General features: G+C 63.3%; 10 protein-coding genes. 4 read left to right on the top strand and 6 right to left on the bottom strand.

The window, feature by feature from the left end; translation table 11 throughout:
* Positions 1-4: 4 nt before the first annotated feature.
* On the top strand, positions 5-949 hold the full coding sequence (locus ACF8EA_RS13715; protein ID WP_021783147.1) for a LysR family transcriptional regulator: 945 nt from the start codon (positions 5-7) through the stop codon (positions 947-949).
* Positions 950-1,030: 81 nt separating this feature from the next.
* A complete protein-coding gene (locus tag ACF8EA_RS13710) occupies positions 1,031-2,443 on the top strand; it encodes a DOPA decarboxylase (protein WP_021783146.1) in 1,413 nt (470 codons plus the stop codon).
* 67 nt (positions 2,444-2,510) lie between these two features.
* Here the strand turns inward: ACF8EA_RS13710 and ACF8EA_RS13705 are convergent, their stop codons facing one another.
* The gene (locus ACF8EA_RS13705) at positions 2,511-3,884 is read right to left on the bottom strand and encodes an MFS transporter (RefSeq protein ID WP_103444591.1); all 1,374 of its coding nucleotides are present in this window, start codon (positions 3,882-3,884) and stop codon (positions 2,511-2,513) included.
* Between the two features lie 289 nt (positions 3,885-4,173).
* On the opposite strand from ACF8EA_RS13705, the gene quiC reads away from it, so the two are divergent.
* The gene (gene quiC, locus ACF8EA_RS13700; protein ID WP_021783144.1) at positions 4,174-6,081 is read left to right on the top strand and encodes a 3-dehydroshikimate dehydratase QuiC; all 1,908 of its coding nucleotides are present in this window, start codon (positions 4,174-4,176) and stop codon (positions 6,079-6,081) included.
* A 68-nt stretch (positions 6,082-6,149) separates the two neighbouring features.
* On the opposite strand, the gene ACF8EA_RS13695 is transcribed toward quiC, so the two are convergent.
* From ACF8EA_RS13695 to ACF8EA_RS13685, 3 genes are read right to left on the bottom strand one after another with little or no spacing between them, the layout of a single operon-like run.
* Positions 6,150-6,818 carry a class I SAM-dependent methyltransferase gene (locus tag ACF8EA_RS13695; RefSeq protein WP_392522331.1) on the bottom strand — a complete coding sequence of 223 codons (669 nt, stop codon included), beginning with the start codon at positions 6,816-6,818 and terminating at the stop codon, positions 6,150-6,152.
* An 11-nt stretch (positions 6,819-6,829) separates the two neighbouring features.
* Positions 6,830-8,182 carry a chromate efflux transporter gene (chrA, locus tag ACF8EA_RS13690; RefSeq protein ID WP_392522330.1) on the bottom strand — a complete coding sequence of 451 codons (1,353 nt, stop codon included), beginning with the start codon at positions 8,180-8,182 and terminating at the stop codon, positions 6,830-6,832.
* A 17-nt stretch (positions 8,183-8,199) separates the two neighbouring features.
* Positions 8,200-9,063 carry a sensor domain-containing diguanylate cyclase gene (locus tag ACF8EA_RS13685; RefSeq protein WP_103444588.1) on the bottom strand — a complete coding sequence of 288 codons (864 nt, stop codon included), beginning with the start codon at positions 9,061-9,063 and terminating at the stop codon, positions 8,200-8,202.
* 250 nt (positions 9,064-9,313) lie between these two features.
* Between ACF8EA_RS13685 and ACF8EA_RS13680 the strand changes: the two genes are divergently transcribed.
* Entirely contained in the window at positions 9,314-9,790 is a 477-nt protein-coding gene (locus ACF8EA_RS13680; RefSeq protein ID WP_392522328.1) for an isochorismatase family protein, read from the top strand.
* A gap of 35 nt (positions 9,791-9,825) precedes the next feature.
* On the opposite strand, the gene ACF8EA_RS13675 is transcribed toward ACF8EA_RS13680, so the two are convergent.
* Both ACF8EA_RS13675 and ACF8EA_RS13670 read right to left on the bottom strand, forming a co-directional pair.
* The gene (locus tag ACF8EA_RS13675; protein ID WP_392522326.1) at positions 9,826-12,597 is read right to left on the bottom strand and encodes an amino acid adenylation domain-containing protein; all 2,772 of its coding nucleotides are present in this window, start codon (positions 12,595-12,597) and stop codon (positions 9,826-9,828) included.
* 206 nt (positions 12,598-12,803) lie between these two features.
* A complete protein-coding gene (locus ACF8EA_RS13670; protein WP_021783138.1) occupies positions 12,804-13,502 on the bottom strand; it encodes a pirin family protein in 699 nt (232 codons plus the stop codon).
* Positions 13,503-13,636: the final 134 nt, after the last annotated feature.

The following is a 13,636-nucleotide window of genomic DNA, read 5'->3' as shown; positions in this document are numbered from 1 at the left end:
CTGCATGAACCCCACCTTCGCCTCCCTCAGCCTCGCCCACCTGCGTACCCTCGACCACCTGTTGCAGCTTAAAAACCTCAGCCACGCGGCCGAGCGCCTGGGCGTCAGCCAATCGGCCCTTAGCCGCCAGTTGGCCCACCTGCGCGAAGCCTTCGATGATCCATTGCTGGTGCGCCAAGGGCGTGGTTACGTGCTTAGCGAGCACGCCGAAGCCCTGGTCGAGCCTTTGCGCCAAGTGCTCGAAGAACTGCAGGCGCTGCGCCAACCTGCCGTATTCGACCCGGCCCGCTGCGAGCGGCGCTTCTGCCTGGCTGCCTCGGACTATGTGGCCGAGCACATGCTGCCGTTGCTGGTCGCTGCGCTGGAGCACGAAGCGCCCGGCGTTTCGCTGGAGTATCGCACCTGGCAAGCCGGCCAGTATGCCTTGCTGGCCAGTGGCGAAATCGACCTGGCGACCACATTGTTCGACGAGTCGCCGCCCAACCTGCACGGGCGCCTGCTGGGGGAGGACCGCGCAGTGTGCCTGATGCGCCGCGATCACCCGCTGACTGCACATGGCGCGCTCAGCCAGGCCGACTACCTGGCGCACAAGCACGTACGTATCTCCGGCGGCGGGGACAAGGACAGCTTCATCGACCGCCATCTGCGCGCGCAGGGCCTGCAGCGGCGGGTCAGCCTGGAAGTGCCGTTTTTCTCCGCCACGGTCAACGTGATTGCCAGCAGCCAGGCCGTGGCCACGGTCCCCGAGCACATCGCCCGGCAGTTGAGCCGTTTGCATGATCTGGCCTGGCGGCCACTGGGCTTTATCGACCACAGCCAGCGGTACTGGGTTGTGTGGCACCAGCGCCTGCAAGCCTCGGCCGAGCACCGCTGGTTGCGTAACCGGGTATTCGAGTTGTGGCGCCAGTCGCAGTTTGGTGTGCAGGGCGGGCATGCGGGTTCGCCATAGCAGCTATGCGGGAAGCGGGGTTATTCGGCTGGGGATAGGTGCCTAGACTGGGGGCGATACGTAACCCACAGGAGAGCGAGTGTGACCCCCGAACAATTCCGCCAGTACGGCCACCAGCTGATCGATCTGATCGCCGACTACCGCCAGACCGTGGGCGAACGCCCGGTCATGGCCCAGGTCGAACCTGGCTATCTCAAGGCCGCCTTGCCCGCAACTGCCCCTCAACAAGGCGAACCTTTCGCGGCCATTCTCGACGACGTCAACAACCTGGTCATGCCTGGCCTGTCCCATTGGCAGCACCCGGACTTCTACGGCTACTTCCCCTCCAACGGCACCCTGTCCTCGGTGCTGGGTGACTTCCTCAGTACCGGTCTGGGCGTGCTGGGCCTGTCGTGGCAATCCAGCCCGGCCCTCAGCGAACTGGAAGAAACCACCCTCGACTGGCTGCGCCAGCTGCTCGGCCTGTCTGGCCAATGGAGTGGCGTGATCCAGGACACCGCCTCGACCAGCACCCTGGTGGCGCTGATCAGCGCCCGTGAACGTGCCACCGACTACGCCTTGGTACGCGGCGGCCTGCAGGCCGAAGCCAAGCCTTTGATCGTATATGTCAGCGCTCATGCCCACAGCTCGGTGGACAAGGCTGCACTGCTGGCAGGTTTTGGGCGCGACAATATCCGCCTGATCCCCACCGACGAACGCTACGCCCTGCGCCCAGAGGCACTCCAGGCGGCGATCGAACAGGACCTGGCCGCCGGCAACCAGCCCTGCGCCGTGGTTGCCACCACCGGCACTACGACGACCACTGCCCTCGACCCGCTGCGCCCGGTGGGCGAAATTGCCCGGGCCAATGGGCTGTGGTTGCACGTTGACTCGGCCATGGCCGGTTCGGCGATGATCCTGCCCGAGTGCCGCTGGATGTGGGACGGCATCGAGCTGGCCGATTCGGTGGTGGTCAACGCGCACAAATGGCTGGGTGTGGCCTTCGATTGCTCGATCTATTACGTGCGCGATCCGCAGCACCTGATCCGGGTGATGAGCACCAATCCCAGCTACCTGCAGTCGGCGGTGGATGGCGAGGTGAAGAACCTGCGCGACTGGGGCATTCCGCTGGGTCGTCGGTTCCGCGCCTTGAAGCTGTGGTTCATGTTGCGCAGCGAGGGTGTCGACGCATTGCAGGCGCGGCTGCGGCGTGACCTGGACAACGCCCAGTGGCTGGCGGGGCAGGTCGAGGCGGCGGCGGAGTGGGAAGTGTTGGCACCAGTACAGCTGCAAACCTTGTGCATTCGCCATCGACCGGCGGGGCTTGAAGGGGAGGCGCTGGATGCGCATACCAAGGGCTGGGCCGAGCGGCTGAATGCATCCGGCGATGCTTATGTGACGCCGGCTACACTGGACGGGCGGTGGATGGTGCGGGTGTCGATTGGTGCGCTGCCGACCGAGCGGGGGGATGTGCAGCGGCTGTGGGCACGTCTGCAGGACGTGATCAAAGGCTGAAGCCTGTACGGTACGTGTGTGAGCGGGCTTGACCGCGAAGGGGCTGCAAAGCAGCCCCTGCAATCTATCAGTGACTTACTGCCTGAAAGCTATTTTTACGGCTGGCTTCATAGGCTGCCTTTTCCATCGGCTTGGCCTCTGGGTTGCCCAGGTCTTCCATCGCCAGGCGGTGGGTTTCGGGGGCAATGTAGGCCGCCAGGGCGCACACGCCGGTGATGAAGAAGGCCAGCCCACCGACTACCAGCGGAATGTTGTCCGAGCCAGGTGGGGCAACCATTGCGAACAGCGCGGGCAGCATGGCGGTCAGCATGGTGCCGATGTTCTGCGCGATGGCCATGGCGGTAACGCGGTAGCGGGTGTGGAACAGCTCTGGGTAGAAGCTTGGGAACACCGCGTTGTAACCCTGGTAAACCATGCCCCACATGACGATCGAGGCGGCGAACGCCATTGGCACGTTCTGGATGCTGATCGCATACAGGTAGACGAAGGCCAGCAGGCCTGAGCCCAGGCAGCCAGCGATCATGGTCGGGCGGCGGCCGATCTTGTCCGACAGGTTGCCCACGAACGGGATCACCAGTACCGCGACGATGTTACCGACCACCGGAATCCACAGGTACACGCTCTTGTCGAAGCCGATGCCATACGCCGGCTGTACCGCGTAGGCCGCACCGAAGATGGTGGCCACGACCGGGATCACGTTCATCAGGGCCATGAACATCACCAGCACCATGTGCTTCCAGCTGTGGCGGAAGGCTTCGCTGATGGGCGATTTGACAACCTTGTCCTGTTTCTCTTCTTGAACGAACGCCGGGGTTTCGTGCACTTCCTTACGGATGATGAAGCCGGCAATCAGCACGATGGCGCTCATCAGGAACGGAATGCGCCAGCCCCATTCGGTAAAGGCTTCGCTGGGCATGAAGTAAGCCAGTGGCAGGAATACCGCCGCCGCCAGTACCTGGCCCGCTTGCACACCTTGCAGGGTGAAACTGGCGTAGTAGCCCCTTCGGCCAAACGGCGCGTGCTCCATGATCATGGAGCTGGCACCCGAAATCTCCCCGGCCACGGCAAAGCCCTGGATCAGGCGCAGCACAACCAGCAAGGCCGGTGCGAGGTAGCCGATGTCGTGGTAGGTGGGTAGCAGGCCGACAGCCATGGTCGACAGGCCCATCAGGAACATGCACAGCAGCAGTACGTTCTTGCGACCGCGGGTGTCACCCCAGTGGCCCAGTACGAAGGCGCCGACCGGACGTGCCAGGTAGCCCACGCCATAGGTGGCCAACGAGGCAATGATGGCCATTTTCGGGTCGGTGTTGGGGAAGAAAATCTGCGGGAAAATCAGCGCAGCGGCCTGGGCGTAGATGAAGAAGTCGTAGTACTCGAGTGCCGAGCCTATCCATCCACTGGCGGTCGCTTTCTTTGCTTGCGAGCTGGAGTGAGCCATCGTTGTCTCCGTTGTTATTGTTGTTTGCGCAGGTTCCGCCAGAGGTTATGCCAAGGCAGGAGGCAACGGTCGGTGTGCCTGCGTCTGTGGTCCATGTTGACCACGGGCCCGCGGTCTAGCAATTCGCTAAAACGGGTTTTGTGCGATAATCGAACGCAAAACTAACCATTCCGTACAAAGATATTGAAGCGTCGACTTTACCTGCGAATAATCGATCGTGCCATAGACTGTGACAGGGGTTATTTGCCCGAATGGCACCGTATTCCTCCAACAACAAGGAACTCCCGCCATGCAGCGTTCGATCGCTACCGTGTCCTTGAGCGGCACTCTGCCGGAAAAGCTCGAAGCCATCGCCGCCGCCGGTTTTGACGGCGTCGAGATCTTCGAAAACGATCTGCTCTATTACGCTGGCAGCCCGCGCCAGGTGCGCCAGATGTGCGCCGACCTGGGCATTGCCATCACCTTGTTCCAGCCGTTCCGCGACTTTGAAGGCTGCCGCCGCGACCGCCTGCAGAAAAACCTCGACCGCGCCGAACGCAAGTTCGACCTGATGCAGGAGCTGGGTACTGACCTGGTGTTGGTGTGCAGCAACGTCCAGGCCGATGCCCTGGGTGACGAGCAGCTGTTGGTCGACGACCTGCGCCTGCTGGGCGAACATGCCGGCAAGCGCGGCCTGCGCATTGGTTACGAAGCGCTGGCCTGGGGCCGCCACGTCAACACATACCAGCAAGTGTGGAACCTGGTGCGCCAGGCCGACCACCCGGCACTCGGGGTGATCCTCGACAGCTTCCACACCTTGTCGCTCAAAGGTGACCCCAGCGCGATCCGCGACATCCCCGGCGACAAGATCTTCTTCGTGCAAATGGCCGATGCGCCGATCCTGGCCATGGATGTGCTGGAGTGGAGCCGCCACTTTCGCTGCTTCCCGGGGCAGGGCGAAATGGACATGGCGGGTTTCCTGGCGCCGATCCTCGCCACGGGCTACCGTGGCCCGCTGTCGCTGGAAATTTTCAATGACGGCTTCCGCGCCGCACCAACCCGGCAGAATGCCGCCGACGGCTTGCGTTCGCTGCTGTACCTCGAAGAGCAGACTCGCTTGCGCCTGGAGCAGGAAAACACGCCGATCGAACCTGGCGTACTGTTCACCCCTCCGCCGGCCAGCGCTTACGACGGCGTGGAGTTCCTGGAGTTCGCGGTCGACGAAGCCGTCGGCGCGCGGCTGGGCAACTGGTTGAAGCGCCTGGGCTTTGCCGAAGCCGGCAAGCACCGCAGCAAAGAAGTGCAACTGCTGCGCCAGGGTGATATCAACATTGTGCTGAACGCTGAACCGTACTCCTTCGGCCACAACTTCTTCGAGGCCCATGGCCCGTCGCTGTGCGCCACTGCGCTGCGGGTCAAGGACCAGCAAGCGGCCCTGAAGCGTGCCACTGCCTTCCGTGGCCAGCCGTTCCGCGGCCTGGTCGGCCCCAACGAATGTGAAGTGCCGGCCGTGCGTGCGCCCGATGGCAGCCTGCTGTACCTGGTAGAGCAGGGCACTGCCGGCCACTCCCTGTACGACACCGACTTCAGCCTGGACAAGAACGCAGCCGCGACCGGCGGCCTGCGCCGCATCGACCACATGGCCCTGGCCCTGCCGGCCGAGTCGCTGGACAGCTGGGTGCTGTTCTACAAGAGTTTGTTCGACTTCGCCGCCGACGACGAAGTGGTGCTCCCCGACCCGTACGGCTTGGTCAAGAGCCGCGCGCTGCGCAGCCAGTGCGGCACCTTGCGCCTGCCGCTGAATATCTCGGAAAACCGCAACACCGCCATCGCCCATGCGCTTTCAAGCTACCGTGGTTCGGGCGTGCATCACATCGCCTTCGATTGTGACGACATCTTCCGCGAAGTGGCGCGGGCCAAGCTGGCAGGGGTGCCATTGCTGGAAATCCCGCTGAACTACTACGACGACCTGGCGGCGCGTTTCGATTTCGACGACGAGTTCCTCAGCGAACTGGCGTACTACAACGTGCTGTACGACCGCGACGCTCAAGGTGGCGAGCTGTTCCACGTCTATACCGAGCCGTTCGAGGAGCGTTTCTTCTTCGAGATCATCCAGCGCAAGGCGGGGTACGCCGGTTACGGCGCTGCCAACGTTGCGGTGCGCCTGGCAGCCATGGCCAAGGCCCGTAGCGGAGCGGCGCGCAAGCCGGTGCTGTAGTCGCCTGCACTGGCCTGTCTTGTGGGAGTGGGGTGAACCCTGCTTCCACAGGATTATTACGGCCCGATTCAGTGACGCTCAGCCACCATCAACAATGACTGCGGCACCGCGCTCTGCGGATGCTGCGGTTCCTGCAGACTGACCAGTCGCAACCCCGCCATGTCCAGCGCAATCAGCCAGCTGGCCAAGGTGCGGAAATACCAAGGCATCGGTTGCCAATCCCCGACGAACCCGGCAAAAGACTCCTCTCGCCAGCCATCCTGATAATCCCCGTCGGCCACGCTCCACGGGTGCAGGGTCTGGATCGCCAGCGCACCGCCTGGCACCAGCAAAGCACGCATTGCCGACAACAGTTCAATGATGTCCTGGTGCAACAGTGCGAAGTTGGCGCAGATCAGGTCATAGTTCTTGCCAACATGCACCTTCGCCTCAGCCAACTGCGCATAGCTGGCCAGGTGCACCTCACCCGCGCCCGCAGCTCGCGCTGCATCTACCAGCGTTCTGTCGCCGTCGACGCCCACGGCCTCGATACCCCGGTCGGCCAGCGCGCGCAGCAGCCAGCCCTCACCGCAACCCAGGTCGAGCACCCGTTCGGGCTGGCGGCCAAGGATGGCCAGCAGGATGGCCTGGTCAGTGACCTGGTGACGGCTCTCGATGGCGCCGTTGCGTACGGCGTCGATCCAGGCTTGGGCGTTATGGTGCCAACTGTCGAGCAAGGCGTCTTCAGGGTTGCGCATGATCGGCTCCATCAGCGGAAAAGGTGAAGGGCGAGCCCGGCAACGGCGCAGCCGATCAACACGTGTATCACCCCGCGCTTGTAACGGAACAGTGCCACAGCCGCCGCGAGCGCTATCGCAGCCGAGGACCAGTGGAACGCGCCATCGAACCCGGCCGGCCACAGCACGTGGTAGCCGAAGAACAGCGCAAGGTTGAGGATTACCCCAACTACAGCCGCAGTTATCGCGGTCAACGGGGCGGTGAATTTCAGTTCGTTGTGGGTCGACTCCACCAGCGGCCCTCCGGCGAGGATGAACAGGAACGAGGGCAGGAAGGTGAACCAGGTCACCAGGCCCGCCGCCACAGCGCCCGCGAGGAACGCCTGATTGGCGCCGAACATCGGCTGCAGGTAGCCGCCGACGAAACCGACGAAGGCCACCACCATGATCAGCGGCCCGGGCGTGGTCTCGCCCAGCGCCAGGCCATCGATCATCTGCGTGGGCGACAGCCAGCCATAGTGGCTGACAGCCCCTTGATAGACATAGGGCAGCACTGCATAGGCACCTCCGAAGGTCAGCAGCGCCGCCTTGGTGAAGAACCAGCCCATTTGCGTCAGTGTGCCTTGCCAGCCAAAGGCCGCCGTCAGCAGGCCCATGGGCAGAAGCCAAAGCGCCGCCACTGCCAGCAGCAAGGTCACCAGACGGCCCCAGCTGAAGCGGGCGTGCGAGGGTATCGGGGTCTCGTCGTCGATCAGCGCCTGGCGCTGGCGGGCCCTGGCTGCGCTGTGGCCACCACCTGGCGCGAACTGTGCCGGCAGCACCCGGCCACCGACATACCCCAGCAGTGCGGCCGCCAGCACGATCAGCGGAAAGGGGACGTCGAGCGCGAAAATGGCCACGAACGAGGCCGCGGCAATGGCCCATAACCAGCCGTTCTTTAGCGCCCGCGTGCCAATGCGGTGGGCGGCATGCACGACGATGGCGGTCACGGCCGGCTTGATCCCTTCGAAAATCCCGGCTACCACCGGTACTTCGCTCCAGGTCAGGTACACCCACGACAGGCCGATCAGAATGAACAGCGACGGGAGCACGAACAGAGCGCCAGCAATCACCCCGCCCCAGGTGCGGTGCATCAGCCAGCCGATGTAGGTGGCCAGTTGCTGGGCCTCCGGCCCGGGCAGCAACATGCAGTAGTTGAGGGCATGCAGAAAACGCCGCTCACTGATCCAGCGGCGCCGCTCCACCAGCTCCTGGTGCATGATCGCAATCTGCCCGGCCGGGCCACCGAAACTGACGAAACCCAGCTTCAGCCAGAACAGCAATGCCTGGCCCAGGCCGACAGAGGCGGGTGTTTGCCCGGCAGTTGCTTGCAGGTGTTCAGCCATGCGGTGTGCCCTTGCCTTCAGCCCGTCGCAGCGCGTTGGCGCTTGATTCGGTACATGTGCCCGTCAGCATGGCGCAGTAGCATGTCGGCATCGTTGCCGTCTTCGGGAAAGCAGGCCACGCCAATACTGCAGGAAGGTGCCTCGATGCCGGAAAATTCGGCGTCGAGCGGTTTGGCCATGACCGCGAGAATGTGCTGTACGTGCGTGGCAATGGCCTCCGGCGACGGGCAATCGGGTAACAGCACGGTGAATTCGTCACCGCCCATCCGCGCTACCGTGCCAGCCGCCCCTACGCAGCTTTCCAGGCGCCGGGCCAGTGTGCACAGTACCCGGTCACCCACGCTGTGGCCGTGGTTGTCGTTGATCTGCTTGAAGTCATTGATATCGAGGAACAGCAAGGCCAGCCTGCGGTTGTGACGCCGGGCCGCGGCCAGGGCGGTGTCCAGCCGCTCATTGAACATGGCGCGGTTGGCCAGCCGGGTCAGTGGGTCATGATGGGCGAGGAAGCGCAGTTCGTCTTCGGCCTCGCGCAGAGCGGTAACGTCCCGTGCCACGCCGATACGTGCCTGGGCCTCGTCGGACCAGCAGGCCGCCCACAGTATGTGCACCACGCTGCCATCCTTGCGAAGGTAACGGTTGCTAAAGTCGTAGTGCGGCTGGCCGTTCATCACCCGCATGATCGAGGCGCGCGTAGCCGGGAGGTCGTCAGGGTGCATGTAGCGGGTGATCGGTGTGCCGATCAGTTCGCAGGCTTCATAGCCCAGCAGCGTCTTGCAGGCATCACTGACGAACACGATCTGGTTGTCCCTGTCGACCACGAATACCGTGTCCAGCATCAGGTGGATCAGCCTGGGGTACAACGCTTGCAGGTCTACGGGCATGGTTCAGGGGGTCCGCGGCAGGGTGACCGATCATAGCCTGAAGGAATACGTCGCAGCTACGGCAGCCTGCAGGGCCAGGGCGCCGATTGTCGTCACAGTCCAGTGCTTGCAGAAGCTGCCTTGTGCTGCTCGCCAAGGTATTTGCCCAACTTGCGCCGGCCTTGTCGGTGGGGGGAGCAACGATGGGCGATCAAGGCCCGGTGCCACGCGTTATACTCCGCGCCATTTTGCATGATGGCCGGAGTACGCTATGCGCCAGGTTTTGCTCATCGTCGATGTTCAGTCCACCTTCAGCCCGCCCGAGTGGCTGGTCGATGGTTTGCGCCGGTTGTCAGCGAACATTCCCACCATAGCCTCGGTCGAGTTGCACGATGAACAGATCACGCCGTTCGAGCGCCAGCTTGGCTGGCACCCGGCGGCCGAGGACGAGAGCCTGGTCGAGGCCGACCAGGTGTTCGTCAAGCATGGCTATGGGCAAAGTGCCGAAGCTATCGACTACATCCGGCAACTGGGTGTAGACCGGGTGCTGGTGTGCGGGTTGCAGACCGAAACCTGCGTGCTGGCTGCAGGCTTTGCCCTGTTCGACGCAGGGCTGATGCCCACGCTGGTGACAGACATGACAATAGGGTCATCGCTGGACCGCTCGGGCAAGTTGGGTACCGACCTGTGGAAGCACCACTTCCGGCAGGTCACCACCTCGGCCGAGGTGCTGGCCGAACTGGCCTGACAAGAGTAGCGCATGGGGTGGCGGCTCATCTTCGCTCAGGCAGAGGTGACGCGTTCAGCTGGATCGGCTCCCGGCGCCTGGTGCTGCTTGCGCCTGCGGGTAAACAGCAGACGCAACAGGGTGTTCCAGCAATAGCTCACCAGTACACCACCAGCGAGTGCCAGGGCCACCTCGAACAGCGGGTGCCTGAAAACATGCTCCGCTACCGATTCGAATTGGAAATGCGTCAAGTAAATATACAAGGTTGACGAAGCGATCACCGTACCTGCCCGTGCAACCAGGGCGGGCACTGGCACCGAGCGGAACCAGACAAGCGCCAGTATCGCTGGCAGGGCGATGTCGACATAGTGTGTCAAGGCTTGCCAGCCAATATGGGCAACCGCCATCAGGTCCAGCTCACCCACCACCAGCACGGCCACCACACTGGCCACCCATTTGCGTGAGGCCGTATCGGCATGGTGCACGGCCATGCCCAGCACCATCACCGCCAGGAAGTGCTGAGGAACCCGGTTGAGCAGGGCACTGGCATCGAATACGAACTGGTTGAGGAACACATCCAGCGCCACCAGTGCACAGGCAGCGATGATCAGCCAGCGAAACGGGTCGGCAAGCAGCACCTGGCGCACGCGCCTGATCGACAGCACCAGGCCAATGATCACGATCATCTGCACCAACACTTCGATGTACCAATAGTTGAACAGGCTGACCTCGCTGGCGGGGAACCAGTTGGAAACCAGCAGCAGCGATTGCCAGTGCAGGCGGTCGAATACCAGCTGGATCAATGCGGTGTACAGCAGTGTTGGCACCACGATGGCTGCCAGTGACCTGAGCAGCGTGCGTGCATCACCGCGCGTTTCGATGGCCTTGAGCTGAAAGCGCGCCAGGGCGATGCCAGAGACCAGGAACAGCACCGAGGTTTCGCCGACGATCATCCAGTGGTCGAACTCGCCCAGGTGGCCGACCACAATCAGGATGATGGCGAGCATGCGTATGAACACCGGCATTTCCATTACCCGCCACGTGCCCTTGGGCGGCGTACTCAGCTCGGCCAGCTGGCACACCGGCAGGGTTTCCCAACGTTCAGGCAGGTGGCCGATGAGCGCCTCGAGCACGCGCGAGGCCTGCACAAACGACAGCGAGTCGCCGCCCAGCTCGACAAAGCTCAACCTGGCGTCCAGGCGCGGCACCTGGAGGATGCGTGCCCAGGCTGTACTCAGCTTTTCGGCCAGGGGTGACAAGGGTAGGTTGATACTGTCGTCAAATGCAGCAGGCAGCGCGCGTTTGTCGACCTTGCCGTTGGGGGTGAGCGGCAGGGCATCAAGGAACACGAACAGCGCCGGTACCATGTAGTCAGGCAGCTGGCCGGCGAGCGTCTGGCGCAGTTCGTCAGCTCGGGTGGGCTGCTGTGCGACGCAATAGGCAACCAGCCGGGTCGATGCACTGTCGTGGTTGGCCAGGACCACGCATTGCCCTATGTGCGGGTGACGGCAGATGGCGTTCTCGATTTCCGCCAGCTCGATGCGATGCCCACGGATCTTCACCTGGCTGTCAGCGCGCCCCAGAAAACTGGCGCTGCCATCGGCCAGGTAGGTACCCAGGTCGCCAGTGCGGTAACAGCGGTCGGCCGCGTCAGCGGTGAACGGGTTGGCGATGAATTTGGCTTCGGTCAGCCCTGGGTCGCCCCAGTAACCCCGTGACAGATAGGGGCTGCGGATCAGGATTTCGCCTGTCTCGCCCTCGCTGACCAGCTGGTTGGCCGGATTTATCACCAGCAATTGTGCATCGGCAATGCCTTTGCCCAGGGGCACCCGGGCATTGTCCATTTCCGGGTCGAGGGTGTGGAAAGCCATGGCCTGTGGGGTTTCGGTGGTGCCGTAGAAGTTCACATTGACGGCATTCGGTGCGATGGCGCGGACCTGCTGGTACTGCGTCGGGCTGAGTGCATCGCCACCCCAGAACAGGTAGCGCAGTTGGTCAAGAACCTGGCCGTTCAGGTGTGCGCCAGTTTCGATCAGCTTGCCCAGCGGCGGGGTGAGGTGGATCACGCTCACACCGTGCTGGTGAAGCCAGCTGGCCAGCCGTGAGGGGTCGGTCAGGATCGACTGGGCCGGGCAGGCAATGGTCGCGCCAAGCGACAGTGGCGTGAACACGTCGCGGTATACCGGGTCGTGGCCCAGGCCAGAAAGCAGCGAGAAGGTGTCGGCCTGGGTAAAGCCGTGCTGGCGCACATGCCAGTCGATGAAGTGCACCAGCGGTGCGTGGTGGGTAACGATGCCCTTGGGTTCACCGGTGCTGCCCGAGGTGAAGGTGATGTAGGCCGCCTGCTCAGGGCTGACCGCAGGCAGCGCGACAGGTTGGCGAGGGAAGGCCAGCAGCGCTTCAGCGGGGGCTTCAGGCACCGTGACGACCATGGGTTGGCCGACGTCGACGGTTGCCTCGGCACAGCGCAGGACCACCGCAGGCTTCAGGGTGCTGACGATTTGCTCGATACGCGCGGCAGGGTAAGCGGCGTCAGCCACGGTGAAGGCCAGGCCGGCACGCAGGCAGCCGAGCATGGCGTATACCAGGGCGGCGCTGCGGTGGGTGACGATGACTACACGATCGGTGCCGCTGGCGGCGTTTTTAACCAGAAACGCGGCAATGCCCGCGCTGATCTGCTCCAGTTGGGAGTAGCTGCAGGTTGTGTGCTGGCCAATGATGGCAATGGCCGCCGGGCAGCGGTCGGCCTGCTTGATGAAGGCGTGGTGAATGGGTTGTTCGGCACGGTACTCCAGGCACAGCGTTGGATTCGGGCGCAGGTCCGGCATGATGATCGAGTGCTCCGCAGGAACGTTGGGCTGGCTGGTAGCACAACGCTAGTGCAGGCTGGCGGATGGCGCCAATGTTTGATGGCTACCTTGCGATAGCCGGGGCGGTCCAGGGCCGCAAGCCAGCCCCCACAAAACCCTGCTAAACCGGGTTGGTCTATGGGGGCAGCCTTGCACTGCGATATGGATTATCCCTGGCCGGATGTTCAGGCCACGTCCACGAGCACGATCTCGCTGTCCTCGATGGCGGTCACCCGCAGCACCGCTTCCTGCTCGATCGCCACGCCATCGCGCGCCTTGGCCCGAAGCCCGTTGACTTCCACCAGCCCCTTGGCCGGCACCAGGTAACCCCGGCGTGCGGCATCGAAGCGGTACTCGGCGGTTTCACCTGCCTGCAGGGTGGCAGCCACCAGGCGGGCATCGGTACGGATCTGCAGGCTGTCCTCGTCACCCGTGCGGCCGCTGGCCAGGGTCACGAAGCCTTCGCCGCGCTCGCCTTTGGGAAACGGCCGGCTACCCCACTGCGGTGCTTCACCGGTGCGCTCCGGCACAATCCAGATCTGGAAAATACGTGTGTCGATGTCCTCCAGGTTGTACTCGCTGTGCACGATGCCGGTACCGGCGCTCATTACCTGAACATCACCGGCTTCGGTGCGGCCCTTGTTGCCCAGGCTGTCCTGGTGGCTGATCGCGCCTTCACGCACATAAGTGATGATTTCCATGTCGCGGTGCGGGTGCGGCGGGAAGCCGCTGCCGGCCGCGATCAGGTCGTCGTTCCAAACCCGCAGGTTACCCCAGTGCATGCGTGCCGGGTCGTAGTACTCGGCAAACGAGAAATGGTGGTGGGCGTCGAGCCAGCCATGGTTAGCGTGGCCGAGGCTTTCGAAGGGTCGCAGTTGCAGCATGGTCGTGCTCCTTGAATCAATGGAATGGCGCCATGATGCGCTAAAGAAACATCGAAAATAAGCGTAAATATCGGCTTAAAACAATCTATTTGGTAGATGTTTTTCCTGCTGCGCTTTATTCGCTTCATCGCCTA

It is taken from the genome of Pseudomonas sp. YQ_5, from assembly GCF_043103305.1.
In the GTDB taxonomy this organism is placed as follows: Bacteria; Pseudomonadota; Gammaproteobacteria; order Pseudomonadales; family Pseudomonadaceae; genus Aquipseudomonas; species Aquipseudomonas putida_Y.
Note: the sequence above shows the minus strand (reverse complement) of the source record. Positions and strands in the feature narration are given on the sequence as shown.